Below are 23,421 nucleotides of genomic sequence, written 5' to 3'. Positions count from 1 at the left end.
CCCCTTTGCCGCCTGGACTCCGCGTACGGCGATCGCGTCGAGGGGGTAGCGGGGGGCGAGGGGGCTGGCAGCCTGTCACGGAGGTTCGAATGGATGCGGCCGGACGGGCCGGAGGACCGTTGCCGGAGGGTCCGGACGGATCCCACGGTACGTCCGACGTGCATCCGACACGCGTGTGACAGCCGTGGCAGCATGGCGGCCATGAGCAGGATCTCGCACCGCATCGGGGGAATCGCCCCCTCCGCAACGCTCGCCGTCGACGCCACCGCCAAGGCGATGCGCGCCGCGGGCCGCGACGTGNTCGGGTTCGGCGCCGGGGAGCCGGACTTCCCAACCCCGGACCACATCGTCGCCGCCGCCGNGAAGGCATGCCGTGAGCCCCGCATGCACCGCTACAGCCCGGCCGCGGGCCTGCCGGAGCTGAAGCAGGCCATCGCCGAGAAGACCGCCCGAGACTCGGGGGTGATCGTCTCGCCGAGCCAGGTCCTGGTGACCAACGGCGGCAAGCAGGCTGTCTACGCGGCGTTCGCGACGCTGCTCGACCCGGGGGACGAGGTGCTCCTGCCCGCCCCGTACTGGACGACCTACCCGGAGTCGATCCGGCTGGCCGGGGGTGTCCCGGTCGACGTCGTCACCGGTCCGGAAGCCGGGTACCGGGTGACGGTGGAACAACTGGAGGCGGCACGCACCCCGCGGACCAAGGTTCTGCTGTTCAACTCCCCGTCGAACCCGACCGGCGCCGTCCACACCCCCGAGGAGGTCCGCGCGATCGGACGGTGGGCCGAGCAGGCCGGGATCTGGGTCATCAGCGACGAGATCTACGAGCATCTGGTCTACGGCGAGACAAGGTTCGCCTCCGTTCTCGCCGAGGTACCTGAGCTCGCCGAACGCTGCATCATCGTCAACGGGGTCGCGAAGACCTACGCGATGACGGGATGGCGGGTCGGTTGGCTGGTCGGGCCGGCGGACGCCGTAGCCGCCGCGACCAACCTCCAGTCCCACGCGACGTCGAACGTCTCGAACGTCGCCCAGGCCGCCGCGCTTGCCGCGGTCGCCGGCCCGCTGGATGCGGTCGCCACGATGCGCACCGCCTTCGACCGCCGCCGGCAGACGATGCACCGCCTGCTGTCGCAGACGCCCGGGATCCGCTGCCCACTGCCCGACGGGGCGTTCTACTGCTATCCGTCGGTGCGGGACGTGCTCGGGCGCACCCTGCGCGGCCGTATCCCCACCACGTCCGCGGATCTGTGCCAGCTGATCCTCGAGGAGGCTGGGGTCGCGATCGTGCCGGGTGAGGCCTTCGGCACTCCCGGCTTCGCCCGGCTGTCCTACGCGCTGAGCGACGACGATCTCGTCAAGGGAGTCAGCCGCCTCTCCGCCCTGCTCGCCGAGGCGGCCTGAGGCCGCCGGGCGGCTCAGCGGCCGGACCTGCCGCGCGGCAGGCCTCAGCGCAGCCGGACGGTCGCCCGGGCCGCCATCAAGACCTTTTTTCCGTCGCATCGGGTGGTGAGATTCACCACCACCAGGTTGTCGTCGAGCTTCTTCTCGACCATGCCACGCACGGACACCGTCGCGCCGGCGCCGTCGTCGGGCACGATCACCGGGGAGGAGAACTTCACCCCGAACTCGACCACGGCGCCCGGGTCCCCGAGCCAGTCCGTGACCAACCGCGCGGCCGTCGCCATGGTCAGCATGCCGTGCGCCAGCACTCCCGGTAGGCCGGCCTCGGCGGCCGCCCGATCGCTCCAGTGAATGGGGTTGAAGTCGCCGGACGCACCGGCATACCGGACAAGATCATCCCGACGCAACGGGAAAAGTCGCTCCGGCAGCTCGGTGCCGACCTCGACGTCGTCGTAGCTCACCGTGGCGGTCATCGTTCTCCAGATCGTGAGGACGCCCGGGGTCGCCCGGAACGTGCGCAACGCGCGGTCGCCGGAGCCGAGCGGGGCCGGTGGGACTCCGACAACCCTGTCGGCAAAGGTGTCATTGGCGCCTCGGCGGAGCCGTCCCGCGCGAGACCAGCCCACACACGCCGGTGGCGACCTGCTCTCCGTAGATCGTGGCGAACTGGTAGTTGACGACGAGCACCTCGTTGGTCCCCACGGACCGGATGCCGGTCAGGGTCGAGGTGCAGATCAGCTCGTCGCCGGCCACCACCGGCCGAAGCAACACGAAACGTTCCTCGCCGTGGACGACCAGAGAGAAGTCGAGGCCGAGCTCCGGATCGTCGGTGGGCACCCCGAGGGTTCCGGGGATCACTGTGATGAGGAACGTGGGTGGAGCCACGAGATCGGGATAACCAGCGGCCTTCGCGGCCTCCAGATCGTGGTACAGCGGGTTGTCGTCCCCGATCGCTTCGGCGAACCTCCGGATGTGCTCGCGCCCGACCTGGAACGGGGCGGGGGAAACCGAGCTTCGTCCCACGAAGTCCTGATTGAGCGGCATCGCAACTCCGATCGCGCCATCAGCGGGATGACCAGGGTGTCTCTACGTGGTTACCACATCGCCCGCCATCGGTCGATAATCTTGGCTGGCATGCCAGGAAGCCGGCCAAGGACTTCCCTGACCGGCTACCGGTGCGGAACGTAGATACGTGCACGGAGGATTCAGCGACTCCGCCCGTCCAGGTGGGGACGGGCGCCCGGACGCGCCGATGGGCAGCCGCCGGAGCAACGTCAGCGCGTCTCGCGGTGCTCCGTGTGCTTGCCGCAGTTCGGGCAGAACTTCTTCAGTTCGAGGCGGTCCGGGTCGTTGCGACGGTTCTTGCGCGTGATGTAGTTCCGGTGCTTACACACCTGACACGCCATCGTGATCTTCGGGCGTACGTCAGTGGCGGCCACGGCGTGATGCCTCTTCCTAAGTCGGTTGCTGAACAGGTCAGGCGGCGCGGCGAACCGCGATCCCGCACGGGCTCCGCGGTAGGCCGCACACTGCTGGTAGCGGTGGCCGGACTTGAACCGGCGACACAGCGATTATGAGCCGCTTGCTCTGCCAGACTGAGCTACACCGCTAGGATGGTCCACCTGCTTGCGGCGGCCCGACCAACATCTTACCCCGCGGGAGGACCGGCGGACATCCCCCCGGACACGAACCCACCCGAAGGCGGAACGTGGAGCCCCTTTACGGAATCGAACCGTAGACCTTCTCCTTACCATGGAGACGCTCTGCCGACTGAGCTAAAGGGGCGAGGCCGCGGAGCTCAGGTTACACGACGACAGGCGGGGTTGGGTGACCCCCTCACCCACTTCGTCCCCGAACCCGCCGGTCCTCCCGGCGACCGGTCCTCCCGGCGACCGGCGTGAGGGCCCCCGCTGGCCCCGTCGGCGCTACGCCGGCCGGAAACGACCCCCCTGCCCTGACCGCCAGGTCCGCCCCATGACACGCCAGTACGCCCGACCCTCACTCCGTTCCATCGAAACATGCGGAGATTGCCGACGGGAACAACTATCCGTAGCGACCTACCTGGACGCCACTCACACTGATAGCTGTAAGTAATCTCTTCGATGCTTAGCGTGTGGAGCACCCGTTGGTGCGCCGCTGCCGGCGTGGCCAACCGCCTGGCGAGCCTCCCCAGCATCGCCTCCCGAGCATCGAGGGTTGCCCATGCGTCCTATGCACCGTTCCAGCCGGTATCCGACGACACGCGAGGTCCGGCCCGGTCCCACCGCCGGCGACACCGTGCCTACGACCACCACCCTGCCGACCACCACCCCCACGTCTGGCCACCCGGATGAAGAAGGCCACGGCCCTCCTCCGGGGTCGACGCGGCGGCGGGTCGACACCCGCCCGTCCCTGCTGCCAATCCCCCTCCCCCGGCGGGTGACGAGCATCGCGGCGCTGGCCATCACCGCGGGGGCGTTGACCGCGACCACCGGAGTCGCCCAGGGCGCGGTGCCGTCCCCGACCTGGCCACGGGGGATCGACGTGGCCTCCTGGCAGCATCCCGGCGGCGGCCCCATCGACTGGACCGCAGCGCGCGGCTCCGGCCTGAGCTTTGCGATCATTAAGGCCACCGAAGGACCGAACTACACCAATCCGTACTTTGCCGCGGACCGGGACGCGGCCGCCAAAGCCGGTCTGGTGGTCGGGGCCTATCACTACGCGCGGCCGGCGCGGCCGATCTCGACCGCGGTGGACCAGGCACAGCGCTTCATCACGGTGAGCGGGCTGACCCGCGCCGCCGGGCAGCTGGCCCCCGTGCTCGACCTCGAGGACGACGGAGGACTCGATCCCGCCGCGCTGGCCGCCTGGACGCGGGCGTTCCTCGAGAAGATCGAGACCGAGACCGGCCGGGCGCCCATCCTCTACACGTACCGCTCGTTCTGGACCAAGAAGCTGGCGGACAACCACAGCTTCGCCCGGTATCCGTTCTGGTTCGCCATCTACAACAACAAGGCGACCCCGGGCTGGCTGCCCGGCGGCTGGACCAAGTGGGCGCTGTGGCAGTACACCTCGAGTGGAAATGTCCCGGGGATCATGGGAAATGTCGATCTGAACGTGCTGTGCTGCACGCTGACCGCGCTCGCCGCACAGGCCGACGGCACCCGCAGCGAGATCGAGAAGTGGTACGCGACCGCCGGGCTGACCCGCCTGGCCGTTGGGACGCCCGTCGACAGCGAACTGCCCGCCGGCGGTGGCGGTCGCTGGCAGCGTTACTCCAACGGCCTGGCCTTCTGGTCCGTGGCGACCGGCGTACAGGCCCTGCACGGATCCATCGCGACGAAGTTCCTGGAGCTGGGCGGAACGAACAGCTTCCTGCGCCGGCCGGTGAGCGGTGTCGAGTACGCCACGGCCCCGGAGACGCTTCAGGCGAAGTTCCAGGGTGGCTGGATCTACTGGCACCCGGCCATCGGCGCGCACGAGGTCCACGGCCGCATCCTGCGGACCTATCTGGGCCTCGGTGGCACGACGTCGAGCCTCGGGCTTCCGATCACCGACGAGTACTCGGTCCCGGGCGGACGGGAGNGCACCTTTCAGTTCGGCAAGCTCCGCTGGAGCGCGGCGACGAACGCGGTCACGACACTGCCGGCCGGCAAGAACGGCACCGGCAAGAGTGGCGTGGGTGTGGCGGGTGGCGCCGGCACCGCTCCCTGATCGTGTCCCGGGCCGGAGAGAACCGCCTCCGGCCCGACGGACACAACGATGGGTGACGGCGGCCTACCGTGGGTATCGCACCTACGCGGCGGAGAGGTGGTCGTATGACTACCGAACAACGACGGACCGCACCATGCGGGCAGAGCGATCCGCCGCGAGTACGACCGGGGAGGATGAGATGGCAGGAACACGGGTGGCACGCCCGCTGAACGGATGGCTCACCTTCGCCGCCGTCATCATGTTCATCGTCGGCTTCCACAACCTGATCTACGGCATTGCGTCCCTGCGCGACTACACCGTCGTGGTGAACAACCTCAACGGCGGGACCAGCGTGATCTACGCCGACACCACCTTCTGGGGCTGGTTGTGGATCGTGGTCGGCGTCGTCGAGATACTGATCGCCTTCGGCATCGCGGCCCGTAACGAGGCCGCCCGCTGGGGAGGGGTCGCAATCGCGACGATCAACGCCATCGGGCAGCTGGCGTTCCTTGCGGCGTTCCCGGTCTGGTCCGTCGTCATCATCGCGATCGACGTAGTCGTCATCTACGTACTGTGCACCTACGATGCTCCTCGGGCCAGAGCCGGGTACGAGGAGCCGTATCCGAGCGACCAGGCCGGGGTCTCCGCCGGGCGTGAGGCCGGAGTCGGTCGCCTCACCGAGACCGGTGGCACCCGGGTGACCTCCGGGGGCGGCGTCCGGCGCGAAGAGGGTCCGCGGCCGCCCACCACCGGCTGAACGGCGGCTCGCGGTCAGGCGGTCAGCTCGCGGTTAGGGTGCCGGATCGGCCAGCCCCGCCCGCCAGGTGGCGCACCGCAGGGCGTAGTCGGTGAGATGACGGTCGGCGAAGACCCGGGCGTCCCAGTTCTCCGGCATCGCCTCGGCGAGATCACGCCAAAGGTAGGCCATGGCGGGTAGCCCGTCGGTCAGGAGCAGCGGACGGGTCTCGTAGGCCTCGCCTTCGAAGGCATCGAGGATCGCCCGTTCCCGTGCGGCAAGCCCCAGGAGGACGAGGCCGGCGGTGGCCCGATCCGGCCCGTCCGCCTCGGCCGTGGGCACGAGGCCCGGATAGAGCCGACCACGCAGCCGGGCGGCCCGCCAGCCGGTGACCGTGGCGGGCCCCACCTCGGGTACGCGTCCGATGAGCGCCCGCACGACCTCGGGGAACAGCAGCGTCCCGTAGACGAACAGCGGGACCGCGCGCTCCGCCTCAGCCGATGACATGAGGCAACGGTAGTGCCCCGGCCATGGCGGCCCATGGGTGACCGTCCACGGCCGGCATCCCGGCGGGGAACCGGTCCTAGAGTGAGCAGACGTGAACGACAACGCGGCGCTGGCCGCCCAGGTTCGGACTGCTTCCCAGCTGACCGGGACATTCCTGCTCCGGTCGGGCCGGACAAGCACCGAGTACTTCGACAAGTACCTCTTCGAAGCCGACCCGGCGCTGCTCGCTGCGGTGGTGGCCGGGCTCACCGAACTGGTGCCGCCCGGCGCGGAGATCCTCGCCGGACTCGAACTCGGCGGAGTGCCCCTCGTGACTCTGCTCTCCCAGCGCACCGGTCTNCCCGCCCGGTTCGTCCGGAAGAAGGCCAAAGAATACGGCACCCGACGCATCGCGGAGGGCGGCGACGTCACCGGACGCCACGTCGCCCTCGTCGAGGACGTGGTCACCTCCGGTGGTGCCGTGCTCGACGCGACCCGGGTACTGCGGGATGCCGGAGCGGTCGTGGAACACGTGCTCTGTGTGATCGACCGGCAGGAGGGCGGCCGGGAGAGACTCGCCGAGCTCGGTCTGACGTTGCATCCCGTCCTGACCCGGGCGGACCTGGAGGCCGCAGCCGCGGACACCTGACCGCCCGGCGACGAGGACCATCCGCGGCCGCACATCCACAGGCCCGGAGCGATGCTCCGGGCCTGTGGATCCGAGCCCGTGTAGAAGCATGANCCCCGGGAACTCCGGGATGGTGGCAGGTGATGGATTCGAACCATCGTAGGCTGAGCCGACGGTTTTACAGACCGCTCCCTTTGGCCGCTCGGGCAACCTGCCGTCGTAGAGGAGCATACCGGTCCCGACGGAGCATCGTGATGCCGCACCGCCCCGCTGCGGCCGCCGACGATCGATTACAACGGTGAGTAGCGGCTCACGAAACGAAGGCCGCGCACCACGATCACGCACAGCACTCGACTCCACACGATCCTCACCCACATCGAACCGACCAGGAGGTCCGCACACGTGGCAGATCCATCCTTCGACATCGTCAGCAAAGTTGACGCCCAGGAGATAGACAACGCCGTCAACCAGACGGTCAAGGAAATCCGGACCCGCTTCGACTTCCGTGACACCGGCGCATCCGCGACGCTGTCCGGCGAGTCGATTCTGCTTGTAGCGAACACGGACGAGCGGGTCAAGGCGGTGCTCGACGTACTGCAGGAGAAGTTCGTCAAACGCGGCATTTCCCTCAAGGCCCTGACCTTCGACGAGCCCAAGCCGTCGGGCAAGGAGTTCCGGTTGCCCGTCACCGTTCAGCAGGGCATCGCGGAGGACAAGGCCAAGGCCATCGCCAAGAAGATCCGGACGGATGGCCCGAAGGGGGTACAGGCCCAGATTCAGGGTGATCAGCTACGGGTGACCGGGAAGAAGCGCGATGACCTGCAGCGCGTGATCCAGATACTCAAAACCGAGGACTTCGAAGTTCCCCTCCAGTTCGTCAACTACCGCTGACGCGACGGAAAAGCTGGAGACAGGGTGCACCCCGCCCGATGGGGGGTTTCGGGCGGGGTGCTTGCGGCGGAACCTGGGGGGTTTGCTCCGCCGCGGTCCTGGTTGTGAACCGACGCCGTTTCGGCCGGCAGTTCGCGGTTAAAGCGTACTCCGAGTACTTCGGGGTGTTACCGCGACGACGCGCCGCGGACAACATCGTGGCCATCGGGCCCGGTCACCGATACGGATTCATGCGTGACATCTGTTCGAGACGCTCGATCCGCTCGTTCATGGGCGGATGGGTGGAGAACAGCTTCCCGACCCCCCCACCCCGGAACGGATTTGCAATCATGAGCGCGGCGGCGGGACCGAGCTTGGAGGTCTGCGGCAGGGGCCGCGCCGCGGTGCCGGCGTCCAGCTTGCGCAACGCGTTCGCCAGCCCGATCGGGTCACCGGTGAGCGTCGCGCCGGACTCGTCGGCCTGGTACTCCCGGGACCGACTGATCGCGAGCTGGATGATCGTCGCCGCGACGGGACCCAGGATCATCAGCAGCAGAAGCTCGAAGATGCCGGGACCGTCCTCATCGTTCCGCCCACCGAAAATAGCCAGGAACTGGGCCATGTTCGCCAGATAGACGATAACACTGGCGAGGGCACCGGCCACCGATGCGATCAGGATGTCCCGGTTGTAGACGTGGCTGAGCTCGTGACCGAGAACGCCGCGTAGCTCACGATCGTCCATAATCTCCATGATGCCCTCAGTGCAACAGACCGCCGCGTTTCGCGGGTTACGGCCGGTAGCGAAGGCGTTGGGCGCCCGGGTCGGGCTGAGGTACAGCCGCGGCATGGGCATCCGGGCATTGCGGGCGAGATCCCCGACGATCGCGTAGAGCCGGGGCTGCTCGACCTGCGTCACGGGATAGGCCCGCATGGCCCGCAGGGCTATCCGGTCAGAGAAGAAGTAGGCGAAGCCGTTCATACCGACCGCGAGCACGAGCGCGATGACCAGACCTCCGCGCCCGAACAGCGAACCCACCACGATGATGGCGGCGGACAGCACGCCCAGCAGCAGCGCGGTCTTCAGACCGTTGAAGTGGCGGTGTGGCATGGCGATCGAGTGTCCGTCCTGTCGAACCGGTACACCTGTCTCAACGCGACGGCGCTGGCCGAACGTTCCCGTCGGACGTGTGGCCGCCGCCCCCGACCCGTACGGCTGCCGGCCCGCGGCGGGCCTCGCCCGGTCGGTCGCCGGGCTCGTCCGGGACGGCTTCGCGCAGGCGTGCGACCACGGCCGGGGCGAGCAGCCCGACCCGTTCGAGCTCCTCCGCGGTGAAGATCGCCAATCGTCGGTACACGGCGGCGATCTGTGGATCCAGCCGGTCGAGCGCGGTCAGATGTGCCACGACGGTGCCGAGATCACCGCGTCGCACCGGTCCGGTCGACGCCGACCAGCCGTCGGTCAGGGTGTTCGCCAGCGATGCCCGCAGCAGCGGACCGAGCGCCGCGGCCGGATCCGGCACGCCCGCCGCGGCCAGCACCTCGCCGGCAGCTGCCACCAGGGTGGTCAGGAAGTTCCCGCCGAGCACGAGAGAGGCGTGGTAGAGATCCCGCCGGTCATCCGCGACGGGCAGAGCGATGCCGCCGACGTCGGTGACCAGGCGGCGGGCCAGCCCCTCGGCCACGGGATCGGCGGTGATCCCGAACGGGACACCGACGAGGAGACCGGAGTCCTCGATGATCCCCGGCAGGGTCATGATCGGATGAAGCGCGATACGGGCCGCGCCCACGTCACCGCCTGCCGCCAGGACGCCCAGGCCGTGGCGCCCACTGAGATGCACGAGTGTCCGGCCGGGTCCGACGGCTCCCGCCGCGACCAGGTCCGTGACGACCGGCCCGATCGCGTCATCGGGCACGGAGACGAGGAGGACCTCGGCCCGCCCGGCGACCTCGGCCACCCCGCCGACCCCCGCGTCCGGAAACAGGTTCACGGCCCTCGATCGGTGCCGCGGCGAGCGCACTCCCACGGCCACCACCGGATATCCGGCCGCTGCCAGAGCGAGGCCCAGCGCCGTGCCGGCCCGGCCCGGCCCGACGATTCCCACCTTCTCCCGCGGCCCGGCCTCCCGCGGCCCGGCACTCGCCGCCGTGGACAAAGGTGCGGCGTCGGGTCGACCGTCATCCGGGCCGCTCGCGGCATCCGACTGCTCGTGCGGGCGATGCGTCATGTCCCGATGCTCCCCGTTCCGGAGCCGGCCGCTTCCGAGGGGGCCGCCCCTGATACCTGACCACCCGCCGACCCCGGCCGCCCGCACAGCCAGCATGCCCCGATGCCGGGCCTCACCGGACATACAGCCACAAGCCACCAAATAGCTACAATCGGTAACATCGCGGATCGGGCCAGGTCGCCGGCAAGAGCGAGCTCACCACTCCGGGCGCCCGACGTAAAGATCACCCTGTCGATTCCCTGACAGGCCGGGCCTCCCCCGAAATTGTGGAAAGCATTACCGGAAGCGCATTGAACCGGATCCGGCCGATCACCTCCATCGGGCGGTACACCCCTTCTGACCAGCGATATCAGGGTCAAGACACGCCAGCCGGACGATCGCAACGACAAAGACTATATACGTAGAGTTGGCAAACAATCACCATACGGCGCGACGGCTACGGAGACCGAGGTCGATCGTCGATCGTCGACGAGGATGGAGCGATCGAACTCGGCGGCACGGTGCGCGCGCATCATTGATACGGCCGGTAGGCTGGAACGGTACCCGAGGAGGTCACTGAAGGTGTCAGAGCAGGTCAGGGAGAGGGAGACCCGCCGGCTCGACCGGGTCGTCGTGCGCTTCGCGGGCGACTCCGGCGACGGTATGCAGCTCACCGGAGAACAGTTCACCAGCGAGACGGCAGCATTCGGCAATGACCTGTCGACGCTTCCGGACTTCCCTGCCGAAATCCGCGCCCCAGCCGGCACGCCGGCCGGTGTGTCCGGCTTCCAGCTACATTTTTCCGATCACGACATTCTCACCCCGGGTGACGCACCGGACGTACTGGTTGCAATGAACCCGGCGGCCCTGAAGGCGAATCTGAAGGATCTGCCGCCGGGGGCCAATCTCATTGTCAACACCGATGCATTCACCGGCGGCAACCTCAAGAAAGCCGGCTATACGACGGATCCGCTGACCGACGGCACGCTGGATGCCTACACGGTGCATCGGGTGCCGCTCACCTCGATGACCATCAACGCGGTGCACGCCGCCGAGGGTGTCGGCGCCGGGGTCAACAAGAAGGAGGCCGAACGAGCGAAGAACATGTTCGCCCTGGGCCTCATGAGCTGGCTGTACCACCGGCCGACCGAGAGCACCGTCGGCTTCCTGGAGAAGAAGTTCGCCAAACGGCCCGAGATCGCCGCGGCGAACGTCGCGGCCTTCCGTGCCGGCTTCAACTACGGCGAGACCACCGAGTCCTTCTCGGTCACCTACGAGGTGGCGCCGGCCCGGATGAAGGCTGGTACCTACCGACGGATCACCGGGAACACGGCATTGTCCTACGGTCTGATCGCCGCCGGCGAGCTGACCGGCCTGCCGGTGTTCCTCGGCTCCTACCCGATCACCCCGGCCTCGGACATCCTGCACGAGCTGAGCCGGCACAAGCGGTTCGGCGTGCGGACCTTCCAGGCCGAGGATGAGATCGCCGGCATCGGCGCCGCGCTCGGTGCCTCCTTCGGCGGATCACTCGGCGTGACGACGACCTCCGGCCCGGGTGTCGCGCTCAAAAGCGAGACCATCGGCCTCGCGGTCAGTCTCGAACTGCCGCTCGTGATCGTCGACATCCAGCGCGGCGGCCCGTCCACCGGCCTGCCCACCAAGACCGAACAGGCCGATCTACTCCAGGCGATGTTCGGCCGCAACGGCGAGGCTCCGGTTCCGATCGTCGCGCCGCGCTCCCCGGCGGACTGCTTCAACGCCGCGATCGAGGCCGCCCGCCTGGCTACCAAGTACCGCACGCCGGTGTTCCTGCTCTCCGACGGCTACCTGGCGAACGGCTCGGAGCCGTGGCTGCTGCCGACCCGCTCGGAGCTGCCGGACCTGAGCGTCGCCTTCGCCACCGAGCCGAACCACACCGGGCCGAAGGGGCCGGAGTTCTGGCCCTACCTGCGTGATCCGGAGACCCTCGCCCGGCCGTGGGCAGTCCCCGGCACGGCGGGCCTGGAGCACCGCATCGGCGGCATCGAGAAGTCGGACGGCCAGGGTGCCATCTCCTACGATCCGGCCAACCACGACCGGATGGTGCGGCTGCGCGCGGCGAAGATCGACGGTATCGCGAACGATGTCGCGCCACTGGAGGTGGAGGACCCGTCCGGGCAGGCCCGGCTGCTCGTCCTCGGCTGGGGCTCCACCTACGGCCCGATCGCGGCCGGCTGCCGCCGGGTCCGCGCCAAGGGCATGCACGTCGCTCAGGCACACCTGCGTCATCTCAACCCCTTCCCCGCCAACACCGGGGACATCCTGCGGTCGTATGACAAGGTGCTGATTCCCGAGATGAACCTCGGGCAGCTAAGGACCCTGATCCGGGCCGAGTACCTCGTCGACGCGATCGGCTACAACCAGGTTCGCGGGCTGCCCTTCAAGGCCGCGGAGCTGGCGGGCGTCTTGGAGGACGTGATCAACCAGTGACCGTCACGACGAATCGCAGCGGCATCAGTAACCGGCTGCTCGACCTGGTGCCGGCCGCGCCGGCCCAGCAGAGCCGCAAGGACTTCACCTCCGACCAGGAAGTGCGGTGGTGCCCGGGATGTGGCGACTACGCCATTCTCGCCACCGTCCAGGGGTTCCTGCCTGATCTCGGGGTGGCCCGGGAGAACATCGTCTTCATCTCCGGAATCGGCTGTTCCTCACGGTTCCCGTACTATCTGCAGACGTACGGGATGCACTCCATTCACGGCCGGGCACCGGCGATCGCCACCGGGCTCGCCGCCTCCCGTCCCGACCTGTCGGTCTGGGTCGTCACCGGGGACGGCGACGCCCTGTCGATCGGTGGGAACCACCTGCTGCACGCGCTGCGCCGCAACGTCAACCTGAAGATCCTCATGTTCAACAACCGGATCTACGGACTGACGAAGGGGCAGTACTCCCCCACGTCCGAGATCGGCAAGATCACCAAGTCGACGCCGTTCGGCTCGCTGGACCGGCCGTACAACCCCGTGTCGCTGGCGCTGGGGGCGGAGGCCACGTTCGTCGGACGGTCCATCGACTCCGACCGGGCGCACCTGACCTCGGTGCTGCGCGCGGCCGCGGAGCACCCCGGCACCGCCTTCGTGGAGATCTTCCAGAACTGCAACATCTTCAACGACGGCGCCTTCGACCCGCTCAAGGACCGGACCAGCCGGGACGACGTGACGCTGAAGCTGGCCCACGGCGAGCCCCTCGTCTTCGGCACCGAGGGCGACAAGGCCATTCGACGGGCGCCGGACGGCAGCCTCGAGGTGGTCCCGGCGGGCAGCCCGGACGTCCTCGTCCACGACGCCTGGGCGGCCGATCCGAGCCAGGCGTTCGCGCTGTCCCGGCTCACCGGTGACTCGCACGGCGTCACCCCGATCGGCATCTTCCGCGACGTCGACGCGCCGACCTACGACGAGGCGTTGAACGCCCAGATCGCCGACGCCAAGACCCGCCAGGGCGACGGGGACCTGATGTCGCTGGTCGCTGGTGGGGAGACCTGGACCATCGAGTGATCTGAAAGCCGTCCGCTGATCTGATCAGCACTCCACAGCCCGTGGCCCGGCCGGCCGGGGCGTGCGCGCGGCCCCGCGCCCCAGACGGCCGGGCAGAGCCCGCATTACCACAGAACTATGTCATTGATAATGCCGCTTGGCAGCTATCTGCCGGGGAGTGCGCCACTCCGGCACCTTCCGGTAAGGTGACATCGCGCGTGGGGGTGCCGTGTGGCCCGGGGGGGCTCACAACACCGATGCAGCCGGAGGCGCAGTGCGGGTTCATCGAGCCCTATGCCCGCGGTCCGTGGCGAGTCCGCGTTCGCCCAGGGGCACCATCAACNTGACCGTTCCGATCACGGCCGGTCGCGCCGGGCAACCCCGCGGCTCGGTCGGCGTCGTCGTCCGGACCGCTCCCGGAGGTCGCCGTGGGTAATCATTCGGCCGGTCGGCATTCACGCCAGCGCCAGGGAGCCGCCAGGCAGGCCACCGGCCGCCATTCGGCCGCGGCGCCGACGNCCTCCNCCGCGGCGGCCGCGTCGTTCCCACCGCCGACCCCGCCACGGCCCCCGGTCGCCCCACCCGGCGAGCTCGACACGATTACCGGCCCGCTGTCGGTGAGCNCCTCCGCCCGCCGGGCCCGGGAGGCCACGGCCAGCCGGGTCGGCGATGCCGCCCAGCGTCGCCGGCCGCTGGACACGCTGTCCCGGACCGGCCGGCCACGGTTCGCCACGACAGCCACGACAGCCGCCGCCGGGGTGCAAGCCGGCGGCACCCTCGGCACCCTCTACAATCCCTTCCACGTTCCCGGGCCCGCCTCCCCCGCCGCGAGCCACCGGCCCGCCGACGTCCATCCGACGAACCCGTCCGCCGGGAGCCCCGGCCGGATGCCCGGCGCGCACCGGGCACCAGCCGATCGGCGAAGCAGCGGGCGGGTGCGGCTCGCCGCGGCGGGAACCGTCTCGCTCGCCGGGCTGTCCGCGCTGGTCGCCGGCGTAGCCCTGGGCGGCGATCCGACGGGCGCCACGACCGGCCCGAACGCCGGCGAGGCGCCTCGGGTCCAGTACACGGGCGGGACCGCCTTCGGTTCCTCCCAGACGCAGGCCTCCCGCGACCGTCCGCAGGCCGCCTTGCCCACTCCGTCCCAGGCGCTGCTGGCGCCGAGCACGAGCCAGTCCGGCCTGGGCGCCCACCCCGGTAGTCCGTCCGGGCGGTCAGGTTCCTCCCACGCCACCGGCGAGGCCTATCTGGGCCCCGGCACCTCGCCGATCCCGATCGTGCCACTGACGCCGCGGGACGAGCTCAGCTCACCCAGCACGAGCCCCACCGACCTGCGTACCATCGCGCCCAGTCCGACGGAGAGCGCCGGCGCGGCCACGACATCGCCGTCGCCGACCGACTCGTGGCCGTGGGGCGACCCGACCCCCTCAACGAGCCCGACGCCGACTTCGGCCGGTGGCTCCCTGCCGTTCCATCCAACGCCGATCGACGTCACTCCGCTGCTCGAGACATTCTTCGATACGCAGACCGGTGCCACGAAGGGCCACGCCGACCCAGCCGGAACCACATACACCTGTACGCAGTCCGCGAGCACCGCCACGGCGGCGGTCGCGTCGGGACACTGACCCAGGACGACCTGGCGACCTCGCGACCTGGCGACCTCGCGACCTCGCGACCTCGCGACCTGGCCGGATCTCACCAGATGCGGCCAGGTCGCCGGATTTCCGGGCGCTCCCCACACCACGCTCAGCCGGTGCGGTCAACCACGAAGTCCGCGAGGGACTCCAAGGCGGTCTTCGCCGGGTTGTCCGGCAACGACGCGAGGCATTCCCGCGCCCGGCTCGACCAGGAGATAAGTTCCGCCCGGGCCCGGGCCATGCCCACGTGGCCGCGTAGCAGATCGAGAGCCTCGCCCACCCGGTCCTCCGTGTTCCCGTCGCCGGGGGCGAATCCGGTGGTGATGAGCTCCCGGAGCCGTCCCGCCGCCCGGTCGTCGGCCTGCAGCGCGTAGAGCACCGGCAGGGTCGGGATTCCCTCCCGCAGATCCGTGCCGGGCGTCTTGCCGGAGTCCACCGGGTCCGAGGCAACGTCGATGATGTCGTCGGACAGCTGGAAAGCCACCCCGAAAAGCTCCCCGAAGGTCGCGAGGGTATCGACGGTGATCGGGTCCGCGCCCGCCAGCATGGCACCGAGCCGACCCGAGGTCGCGATCAGCGAGGCGGTCTTGTCCGTGATGACCCGCAGATAGTGCTCGACCGGGTCCTGCCCGGGCGCCGGGCCCACGGTCTCCCGGATCTGCCCCTCGCACAGGGTCGCGATCGTCCGGGCGAGGATGCGGGTCGCCTCCGGGCCGAGGTCCGCCGTGATGTCGGAAGCGCGGGCGAACAGGTAGTCCCCGGTGAGGATGGCGACCGTGTTCGTCCACCGCGTGTTCGCGGAGGCCGCTCCCCGCCGCCGCGGCGCCTCGTCCATCACGTCGTCGTGGTAGAGCGTCGACAGATGGGTGAGTTCGATCGCCACCGCCGCCGGCACCACGCCGACGGCCTCGGGATCGGCGAACTGCGCCGCCAGCAGCACGACGATCGGACGGAAACGTTTCCCCCCCGCGTCGACAAGATGGCGGGAGGTCTCGGTCACGAAGGCGGATTCGCTGCGCACCGACTCGCGCAGCAGATCCTCCACCCGGGCGAGACCCACCCGCACGGCCTTTTCCAGATCAGGATCGGTCCTGATCCCCACGACGTCCAGCCCGATAGCGCTCATACCACCGTCAGCGTACGAAGCCGGACGTCGCGGCGGTCGTCGCGAGGTCCAGGAGTGGCTGTGGCGCTACTCCCAGTACAAGAGTAGCCACGGTACCGATGGCGACCGCGGCGAAGGTCAGCGTCGGGCGGGTCACCACCACCGGTCCCTCGGCAAGCGGCTCGGAGAAGAACATCAGCACGATGACCCGCACGTAGAAGAAGGCGGCGATGGCGCTGCACACCAGTGCAACGACTACCAGCGGGGTGGCGTCCCCGGCGATCGCGGCCTGGAACACCGCGAACTTCCCGGTGAACCCGCTCGTCAGCGGGATCCCCGCGAGCGCGAGCAGCAGGAACGAGAACGTCCCGGCCAGCAGGGGCGAGGTCCTGCCGAGCCCCCGCCACTGGGACAGGTCGCCGGCCTCGCCGTCGCCGGTACGGACCAGGGAGACCACGGCGAAGGCGGCGATCGTCGTGAAGCCGTAGGTCACCAGGTAGAACATCGAGCCGCGCAGGCCGTCGGTGTTGGTGCCGGCGAGGCCCACCAGCAGGAACCCGGCGTGCGCGATCGCCGAGTAGGCCAGCATACGCTTGATGTCACGCTGGGTCAGGGCGAGCACCGCGCCGACCACCATGGTGAGGATGGCGATCGTCCACAGGATTGGTCGCCAGTCCCAGCGCAGCCCTCCGAAGGCGACGTAGAAGACCCGCAACAGGGCACCGAACGCGGCGACCTTCGTCCCCGCCGCCATGAACGCGGTAACCGGCGTCGGCGAGCCCTGGTAGACGTCCGGCGTCCAGGAGTGGAACGGCACGGCGCCGATCTTGAAGAACAGCCCCACCGCCAGCAGCGCGAGCGACAGATAGAGGTAGGTGTCGTTCGCACCGGCGTTGCTGACCGCGTCCGCGACCGCCCCGAGCTCCACGCTGCCGGCAAATCCGTAGGCGAACGCGACGCCGTAGAGGAAGAAGGCCGAGGAGAACGCCCCGAGCAGGAAGTACTTCATCGCCGCTTCCTGCGACAGCAGCCGACGGCGCCGGGCGAGCCCGGCCAGCAGGTACAGCGGCAACGAGAGGATCTCCAGCGCCACGAACATCACTAGCAGGTTGTTCGAGGCGACGAAGAGCATCATCCCGGTGACCGAGAAGACCATCAGCGGATACGCCTCGGTCTGCACGTCTGCCGAGGTCTGCTGCGCCGTCGATCCCTTCGAGCCCGGGGTGATCGCGGCCGAGGCCACAATAGCCCCGCCGGACGAGTCAAGCTGGCGTTCGGCCACCAGCAGCACCGACAGCAGGGCGAAGACCAGGATCGTGCCCTGCATGAACAAGGTCGGCGCGTCGATCGCCAGCGCACCGGAGGCGAGGATGGCCTGCCGGCCGTGCAGCACCGCCACGGCCACGAGCGCGGCGACGAAGCCCGCACCCGCCAGGATCGGTTGGAAGGTCCGCCGGGCCCGCTTCGTGGCGAAGGCGTCGACGAGCACCCCGACGAGCGCGACCCCGAACACGATCAGGATCGGGCTGAGCGAGGAGTACTCGATCGACGGCGGTGTGATCATCGGGTTCGATCCCTGCGCCAGGAGAAGGTCGGGTGTGGCGCTCACGAGTGGCCTCCGGACTCCGCGGCCACCGAGTGCGTCGGAGCCGGGTCAGACTTGCCGATATCGGCGTAGGTCGCCGTCACCGTCGGCGTGATGATGTCGAGCAGCGGCTTGGGGTAGACCCCGAGCGCGACGATGAGCGCGACCATCGGGGCGACGACGAGCTTCTCGCGCAGGCTGAGGTCGACCAGGACCTTGTTCTCCTCGTGCACCACCGGTCCGGTCATCGTCCGCTGGTAGAGGTACAGGATGTAGATCGCGGCCAGCACGATGCCGGTGGTCGCGACGATCGCCAGCGGCCTGTTCCGGGTGAACGTCCCCACCAGCACCAGGAACTCGCTGACGAAGCTGTTCGTTCCAGGCAACGCCAACGACGACAGTCCGGCGACGAGGAACACCCCGGCAAGCACCGGCGTCACCCTGGCCAGGCCGCCGTAAGCACCGACGTCACGAGTGCCGCGGCGCGCCACCAGGAAGCCCACGACCATGAAAAGCAGGCCGGTGGACAGGCCGTGGTTGACCATGTAAAGCACCGCGCCGCTGCCCGCCTGGGAGGTGAAGGCGAAGGTGCCCAGCGCGATGAAGCCGAAGTGGGCCAGCGAGGTGTAGGCGACCAGCCGTTTCATGTCCCGCTGCCCGATGGCGAGCAGGGCGCCGTAGAAGATGCCGATCACCGCCAGACCAAGCACCAGCGGGGCGAAGTAGTCGGCCGCGTCGGGAAACAGCGGGATGCAGTACCGGATCAGTCCGAACGTGCCCACCTTGTCCAGCACCCCGACCAGCAGCACCGCGCCGCCGGTGGGCGACTGCGCGCCGGCGTCGGGCAGCCAGGTGTGGAACGGGAACAGGGGGGCCTTGATGGCGAACGCCAGGAAGAAACCGAGGAACAGCAGCTTCTGCACCCCGGGGGTGATGTCCATCTGCCGCAGGGTGGCGAAGTCGAAGGTTCCGCTGCCGAGGTTGTCGGCGGAGACGACGTACAGTCCGATCACGGCAGCGAGCATCAGCAGGCCGCCAAAGAGGCTGTAGAGCAGGAACTTGACCGCCGCGTAGGAGCGCTGGGCCTGCTCCCGGACCGGGCCGTAGCTCCCGATGAGAAAGTACATCGGGATGAGCATCGCCTCGAAGAAGACGTAGAACAGGAAGACGTCGGTAGCGGCGAACACGCCGATCATCCCGGCCTCCAGCGCCAGCAGCAGCGCGAAGAACGCCGGGACCGACCGCCTGCTCCGCGTCCCGGCGCCGTCCACCCCGACGGCGGCCGCGCCGACGGCGGCCGCGCCGGTCGGATCCGTCGCACCGGTCGTCCCGCCATCCGCGCCTGCCTCGTCCCAGGACGCCAGGACCACGACCGGCACCAGCAGCGCGGCAAGCAGGATCAGCACCAGCGAGATGCCGTCGGCCCCCACCGAGTAGGAGATGCCGAAGGTTTTGATCCAGTCGTAGGACTGGGCGAACTGGAAGCCGGCCTTGTCCGGGTTGTAGGCCGCGGTCGCAAGGACCGCGAGCACCAGAACCGCCAGCGAGAGCCCGAGGGTGAGCTGCTTGGCGAGGGTCGACAGCCGGCGGGGCAGAGCGGCGACGACCACCGCACCCGCGGCCGGGACGNTCAACATGATCGTCAACCAGGGGACTGTGTGCATGTCAGCCCGCCCTCACCAGCAGCAGAGCGCCGACCACGAGGACGGCACCTCCCAACATCGACAGAGCGTAGGACCGGACGAAGCCGGTCTGGAGGCGGCGCATCCGCCCCGACAGGCCGCCGATGGCGGCGGCGCTGCCCCGCACGAGCCCGTCAACGCCGACGAGGTCCAGCCAGACCAGGAAACGGGTCAGGTACTGGCCGGGCCGCATCGCGACGGTCTCGTTGAAGGTGTTCGCGAACAGGTCGTGACGGGCGGCGACGGTGGCCAGGGTGACCTCGGAGTCCGGCGGGGCCGTCGCCTCGACCGGGCGCAGCTGGTAGCGCACATAGGCCCCGGCAAAGCCGCCGGCGGTGACCACCAGCGTGAGCAGGGTGAGGACGAGCGGCGAGAAGGTGTGGACNCCCTCGACCCCCGCCCCGGCGACCGGTTCGAGCCAGTCCTGCAGCGAATGGCCGAGGACGAACAGGCCACCGGCGAGGAGCGAGCCGACGGCCAGCAGGATCATCGGACCGGTCATCGACCCCGGGGACTCGTGCGGATGCCGAGCGTGCTCGCCCTCCGTCGTCCAGCGCGGCCTGCCGTGGAAGGTCATCAGAAACAGGCGGGACATGTAGAAGGCGGTGATGCCCGCGCCCAGCAGCGCGATCGAGCCGAGCAGGTATCCCGACGTCCCGCCCTTGTCGAAGGCGGTCTCGATGATCCGGTCCTTGGTGAAGAAGCCGGAGAACCCGGGGAACCCGATGATCGCCAGGTAGCCGACACCAAAGGTCACCCAGGTGATCTTCATATNCCGCCAGAGCCCGCCGTAGTGACGCAGGTCCTGGTCGTCATTCATCGCGTGGATCACCGAGCCGGATCCGAGGAACAGACCGGCCTTGAAGAAGCCGTGGGCGAGCAGGTGCATGATGCCGATCGCGTAGCCGGCCGGTCCCAGCCCCACCGCGAGGAACATGTACCCGATCTGGCTGACTGTCGAGTAGGCCAGCACCTTCTTGATGTCATCGTAGGCACAGCCGATGACGCAGCCGATCAGGATCGTGACCGCCCCGATGATCACCACGACGGTACGGGCGGCCTGCGTCTCGTTGAAGATCGGCCCGGCCCGCACGATGAGATAGACCCCGGCGGTGACCATGGTCGCCGCGTGGATGAGCGCGGAGATCGGGGTCGGGCCCTCCATGGCGTCCGGCAGCCAGGCCTGCAACGGGAACTGGCCGGACTTGCCGCACGCAGCGAGCAGGAGCAGCAGCGCGATCGCGGTGATCGTGCCGTAACCGATGACGCCCGCGGCGGCCGAGCCGAACACGTCGGCGTAGCTCGTCGACCCGACGGTGGCGAACATGAACATGATCGCGAGCGCCAGCCCGACGTCCCCGACCCGGTTCATGTAGAAGGCCTTGTTCGCCGCGGTGGCGGCGGCCGGCTTGTACTCCCAGAACTTGATGAGCAGGAAGGACGACAGCCCGACCAGCTCCCAGCCGGCATAGAGCGACAGGAAGTTGTCGCCCAGGACGAGCAGCAGCATCGACGCCAGGAAGAGGTTCATGTAGGCGAAGAACTTCCGCCGGGCCGGGTCGTGCGCCATGTAGCCGATCGAGTAGATGTGGATCAGTGTCCCGACCCCGGTGATCAGCAGCACGAAGACGACCGAGAGCTGGTCGACCAGCAGACCGACGTCCACCCGGAAACCGTTGACCGGAATCCAGGAGTACAGCTGCTGGGACAGCGCCCGGTCGTCACCGGGGCGGTCGAGCAGGCCGGCGAACAGCACCAGACCGATCACGAAGCTGGCGGCGGAGGTCAGTGTGCCGAGCAGATGCCCGAACCCGTCGGTCCGCCGACCGCCGAGCAACAGCACCGCGGCTCCGGCCAATGGAAGCGCGATGAGCAGCCAGGTCAGCGAGAAGACCCCCGACGCGGCCGCATAATGGATCTTGCTGCCGCCATGTTCGGCGGCAGCGAGCAGAAGCGGGTCAGCGTTCATCGCGACTCCGCCGCGGATGCCATTGGCGATAATGCGTCACTGCAGTGTCGTCCGTTCTTCCGTGGCCGACGGCCGGTCGCAGCCGCGTTCCGGCGGCGGGAGCGGACCGGAGAGTCCACCCGACCCGGTCCGCGGTGGGAGTGCTGGTCAAGATCTGGTGCTCGCGCTCGTACTCGTGCTTGGCTGGGATCTAGTACTTCAGCAGGTTCACGTCATCCACCGACGCCGAGCGACGGGTTCGGAAGATGCTGAGGATGATGGCCAGGCCGATGACGACCTCGGCCGCGGCGACGACCATGACGAAGAAGGCCATGATCTGCCCGTCGAGGGTCCCGTGAATGCGGGAGAACGTGACCAGGGTCAGGTTCACGGCGTTGAGCATGAGCTCCACCGACATGAACACGACGATCGCGTTGCGCCGGACGAGGACCCCGACCGTGCCGATGGTGAACAGTAGCGCGGAGAGGATCAGATAGTTCGCGGGGTTCATCGACCGTCCCCCTTACCGGCGCCGACGGGCGCCGAGCCGTCCGCGTCCCGGGAGATGCCGCCGCCCGGCTCGTCGGGCGTCCCGGGGACGCCCCCGATGCCCGAGGCGCGCCCGCCGCCCGGCAACAGCCCTAGCGTGTCGGCGGAGTCATGCCGGGCGAAGACGCCCGGCCCGGGCAACGGGGTGACCTGACGGCCCTCGGTGAAGCGCCGCCGCATCCACTCCCGCTGGCTGATCCGGCCGCCTTCACGTTCCCGGTGGCCGAGGACCATCGTGCCGATCGCGGCGACGACGAGCAGCGCCGAGATCGCCTCGAAGACGAAGACGTAGTCGGTGAACAGCAGACGGCCGATCGCCTGGACGTTGCCGCCGGTGTTCGCCTCGGACAGGCCCTTGGCGCTCCCGCCGTCGATCGCCGAACCGATCGGGAAGGCCAGCAGGCCCGCGAAGCCGAGGCCGAAGACGATCGCGCCGAGGCGCTGACCACGGATGGTCTCCACCAACGAGTCGGACGAGTCGACCCCGACGAGCATCAGCACGAACAGGAACAACACCATGATCGCGCCCGCGTAGACGATGATCTGCACAAACCCGAGGAACGGTGCCTCCTGAATCAGGTAGAACACCGCGACGCAGAACAGGTTGGCCACCAGCAGCAACGCCGAGTGCACGGCGCTGCGGACCATCACCATGCCGAGTGCGGCCAGCACCGCGACCGGCGAGAGAATCCAGAAGGTCGCGGCCTCACCGGTGGAGGTGCTGGTGATGTCCCCCGCCGCGGCGAGGATCTCGTGGTTCATCGTGGTCGCTCCGAACCGGCGCCGTGGGCGGGAACCTCATCCGCCCGGGAGTGCTCGCCCGCCGTCCGCCGGGCAATGACGTCTGCTGCCTCCAGCTCCGCGGCCTGCCCCGCGACCTGCTCTTGCCCCGAGGCCTGCCAGGGCAGCGGGGCGTCGGGGTCGCGAGTGTAGTAGTCGGTCTCGCTGGAGCCGAGCCGCATCGGATGCGGCGGCGCCTCCATACCCTCGCGCAGCGGAGCGAGCAGCTGTTCCTTGGTGAAGATCAGATCCTGTCGGCTGTCGTCGGCGAGCTCGTAGTCGTTGGACATCGTCAGCGCCCGGGTGGGGCAGGCCTCGATGCACAGCCCGCACAGGATGCACCGCAGGTAGTTGATCTGGTAAACGCGGCCGTACCGCTCGCCCGGGGAGTACCGCTCGGCCTCGGTGTTGTCCGCGCCCTCGACATAGATCGCATCGGCCGGGCACGCCCAGGCGCACAGCTCGCACCCGACACACTTCTCCAGGCCGTCGGGATGCCGGTTGAGCTGGTGACGGCCGTGGAAACGCGGAGCGGTCTCCTTTTTTTCCTCCGGGTACTGCTCGGTCGTCGGCTTCTTGAACATCGTCCCGAAGGTGACGCCGAACCCCTTGTACGGGTCGAGGATCCCCAT

Annotated in this window: 20 protein-coding genes and 3 tRNA genes; 7 read left to right on the top strand and 16 right to left on the bottom strand. The window is 69.0% G+C overall.

Going from position 1 to position 23,421, the window contains the following annotated elements; translation table 11 throughout:
* The first annotated feature begins 192 nt into the window (after window positions 1-192).
* A complete protein-coding gene (locus ALLO2_RS03120; protein WP_035729549.1) occupies window positions 193-1,401 on the top strand; it encodes a pyridoxal phosphate-dependent aminotransferase in 1,209 nt (402 codons plus the stop codon).
* A 44-nt stretch (window positions 1,402-1,445) separates the two neighbouring features.
* On the opposite strand, the gene ALLO2_RS03115 is transcribed toward ALLO2_RS03120, so the two are convergent.
* The 5 genes from ALLO2_RS03115 to ALLO2_RS03095 all read right to left on the bottom strand — a co-directional run bounded on the left by ALLO2_RS03115 (window position 1,446) and on the right by ALLO2_RS03095 (window position 3,186).
* Window positions 1,446-1,874: a MaoC family dehydratase gene (locus tag ALLO2_RS03115; RefSeq protein WP_011435024.1), complete on the bottom strand. Its 429-nt coding sequence runs from the start codon at window positions 1,872-1,874 to the stop codon at window positions 1,446-1,448.
* 109 nt (window positions 1,875-1,983) lie between these two features.
* Window positions 1,984-2,445, bottom strand: a complete 462-nt coding sequence (locus ALLO2_RS03110; RefSeq protein ID WP_011435023.1) for a MaoC family dehydratase N-terminal domain-containing protein — start codon at window positions 2,443-2,445, stop codon at window positions 1,984-1,986.
* A 230-nt stretch (window positions 2,446-2,675) separates the two neighbouring features.
* Window positions 2,676-2,807 carry a 50S ribosomal protein L33 gene (gene rpmG, locus ALLO2_RS03105; protein WP_070131962.1) on the bottom strand — a complete coding sequence of 44 codons (132 nt, stop codon included), beginning with the start codon at window positions 2,805-2,807 and terminating at the stop codon, window positions 2,676-2,678.
* A 127-nt stretch (window positions 2,808-2,934) separates the two neighbouring features.
* A tRNA-Met gene (locus tag ALLO2_RS03100) sits at window positions 2,935-3,011 on the bottom strand.
* A 99-nt stretch (window positions 3,012-3,110) separates the two neighbouring features.
* Window positions 3,111-3,186: transfer RNA gene (locus ALLO2_RS03095), tRNA-Thr, on the bottom strand.
* A gap of 633 nt (window positions 3,187-3,819) precedes the next feature.
* Here ALLO2_RS03095 and ALLO2_RS03090 point away from each other — a divergent pair.
* Window positions 3,820-5,094, top strand: coding sequence for a GH25 family lysozyme (locus tag ALLO2_RS03090; protein WP_369808116.1), 1,275 nt, complete (start codon window positions 3,820-3,822; stop codon window positions 5,092-5,094).
* A gap of 178 nt (window positions 5,095-5,272) precedes the next feature.
* Window positions 5,273-5,830, top strand: coding sequence for a hypothetical protein (locus ALLO2_RS03085; protein ID WP_011435021.1), 558 nt, complete (start codon window positions 5,273-5,275; stop codon window positions 5,828-5,830).
* Between the two features lie 33 nt (window positions 5,831-5,863).
* On the opposite strand, the gene ALLO2_RS03080 is transcribed toward ALLO2_RS03085, so the two are convergent.
* The gene (locus ALLO2_RS03080) at window positions 5,864-6,316 is read right to left on the bottom strand and encodes a gamma-glutamylcyclotransferase family protein (RefSeq protein ID WP_011435020.1); all 453 of its coding nucleotides are present in this window, start codon (window positions 6,314-6,316) and stop codon (window positions 5,864-5,866) included.
* Window positions 6,317-6,407: 91 nt separating this feature from the next.
* Here ALLO2_RS03080 and pyrE point away from each other — a divergent pair, with 91 nt between their 5' ends.
* Complete coding sequence (gene pyrE, locus ALLO2_RS03075) at window positions 6,408-6,944, top strand: orotate phosphoribosyltransferase (RefSeq protein ID WP_011435019.1); 537 nt, start codon at window positions 6,408-6,410, stop codon at window positions 6,942-6,944.
* 110 nt (window positions 6,945-7,054) lie between these two features.
* Here the strand turns inward: pyrE and ALLO2_RS03070 are convergent.
* Window positions 7,055-7,139 (bottom strand) — tRNA-Tyr (locus ALLO2_RS03070).
* Between the two features lie 186 nt (window positions 7,140-7,325).
* Between ALLO2_RS03070 and ALLO2_RS03065 the strand changes: the two genes are divergently transcribed.
* The gene (locus ALLO2_RS03065) at window positions 7,326-7,814 is read left to right on the top strand and encodes a YajQ family cyclic di-GMP-binding protein (RefSeq protein WP_011435018.1); all 489 of its coding nucleotides are present in this window, start codon (window positions 7,326-7,328) and stop codon (window positions 7,812-7,814) included.
* 214 nt (window positions 7,815-8,028) lie between these two features.
* Here ALLO2_RS03065 and htpX read toward each other — a convergent pair whose 3' ends face one another.
* Together htpX and ALLO2_RS03055 are read right to left on the bottom strand one after the other, a co-directional pair.
* A complete protein-coding gene (gene htpX, locus ALLO2_RS03060) occupies window positions 8,029-8,901 on the bottom strand; it encodes a zinc metalloprotease HtpX (RefSeq protein WP_011435017.1) in 873 nt (290 codons plus the stop codon).
* A gap of 40 nt (window positions 8,902-8,941) precedes the next feature.
* Entirely contained in the window at window positions 8,942-10,018 is a 1,077-nt protein-coding gene (locus ALLO2_RS03055; protein ID WP_023839795.1) for a Rossmann-like and DUF2520 domain-containing protein, read from the bottom strand.
* Between the two features lie 561 nt (window positions 10,019-10,579).
* On the opposite strand from ALLO2_RS03055, the gene ALLO2_RS03050 reads away from it, so the two are divergent.
* Window positions 10,580-12,466, top strand: coding sequence for a 2-oxoacid:acceptor oxidoreductase subunit alpha (locus ALLO2_RS03050; RefSeq protein WP_011435015.1), 1,887 nt, complete (start codon window positions 10,580-10,582; stop codon window positions 12,464-12,466).
* Window positions 12,463-13,524, top strand: coding sequence for a 2-oxoacid:ferredoxin oxidoreductase subunit beta (locus ALLO2_RS03045; RefSeq protein ID WP_011435014.1), 1,062 nt, complete (start codon window positions 12,463-12,465; stop codon window positions 13,522-13,524). The genes ALLO2_RS03050 and ALLO2_RS03045 overlap by 4 nt, the downstream gene beginning before the upstream one ends.
* A 1,725-nt stretch (window positions 13,525-15,249) precedes the next feature.
* Here ALLO2_RS03045 and ALLO2_RS03035 read toward each other — a convergent pair.
* The 7 genes from ALLO2_RS03035 to nuoI all read right to left on the bottom strand — a co-directional run bounded on the left by ALLO2_RS03035 (window position 15,250) and on the right by nuoI (window position 23,421).
* The gene (locus tag ALLO2_RS03035) at window positions 15,250-16,266 is read right to left on the bottom strand and encodes a polyprenyl synthetase family protein (RefSeq protein WP_011435012.1); all 1,017 of its coding nucleotides are present in this window, start codon (window positions 16,264-16,266) and stop codon (window positions 15,250-15,252) included.
* A 7-nt stretch (window positions 16,267-16,273) separates the two neighbouring features.
* Complete coding sequence (gene nuoN / locus ALLO2_RS03030) at window positions 16,274-17,809, bottom strand: NADH-quinone oxidoreductase subunit NuoN (protein ID WP_011435011.1); 1,536 nt, start codon at window positions 17,807-17,809, stop codon at window positions 16,274-16,276.
* Window positions 17,810-17,850: 41 nt separating this feature from the next.
* Window positions 17,851-19,494 (bottom strand): NADH-quinone oxidoreductase subunit M, encoded by a 1,644-nt coding sequence (locus tag ALLO2_RS03025; RefSeq protein ID WP_035729542.1) that lies wholly within the window; start codon window positions 19,492-19,494, stop codon window positions 17,851-17,853.
* A 1-nt stretch (window position 19,495) separates the two neighbouring features.
* Window positions 19,496-21,481 carry an NADH-quinone oxidoreductase subunit L gene (nuoL, locus tag ALLO2_RS03020; protein ID WP_035729540.1) on the bottom strand — a complete coding sequence of 662 codons (1,986 nt, stop codon included), beginning with the start codon at window positions 21,479-21,481 and terminating at the stop codon, window positions 19,496-19,498.
* A 190-nt stretch (window positions 21,482-21,671) separates the two neighbouring features.
* Window positions 21,672-21,971: an NADH-quinone oxidoreductase subunit NuoK gene (gene nuoK / locus ALLO2_RS03015; RefSeq protein WP_011435008.1), complete on the bottom strand. Its 300-nt coding sequence runs from the start codon at window positions 21,969-21,971 to the stop codon at window positions 21,672-21,674.
* Window positions 21,968-22,771, bottom strand: a complete 804-nt coding sequence (locus ALLO2_RS03010; protein ID WP_011435007.1) for an NADH-quinone oxidoreductase subunit J — start codon at window positions 22,769-22,771, stop codon at window positions 21,968-21,970. The genes nuoK and ALLO2_RS03010 overlap by 4 nt, the downstream gene beginning before the upstream one ends.
* A complete protein-coding gene (gene nuoI, locus ALLO2_RS03005; protein WP_011435006.1) occupies window positions 22,768-23,421 on the bottom strand; it encodes an NADH-quinone oxidoreductase subunit NuoI in 654 nt (217 codons plus the stop codon). Before nuoI ends, ALLO2_RS03010 begins: the two co-directional genes overlap by 4 nt.

This window comes from Frankia sp. Allo2, from assembly GCF_000733325.1.
Taxonomy (GTDB): Bacteria; Actinomycetota; Actinomycetes; order Frankiales; family Frankiaceae; genus Frankia; species Frankia casuarinae.
Note: the sequence above shows the minus strand (reverse complement) of the source record. Positions and strands in the feature narration are given on the sequence as shown.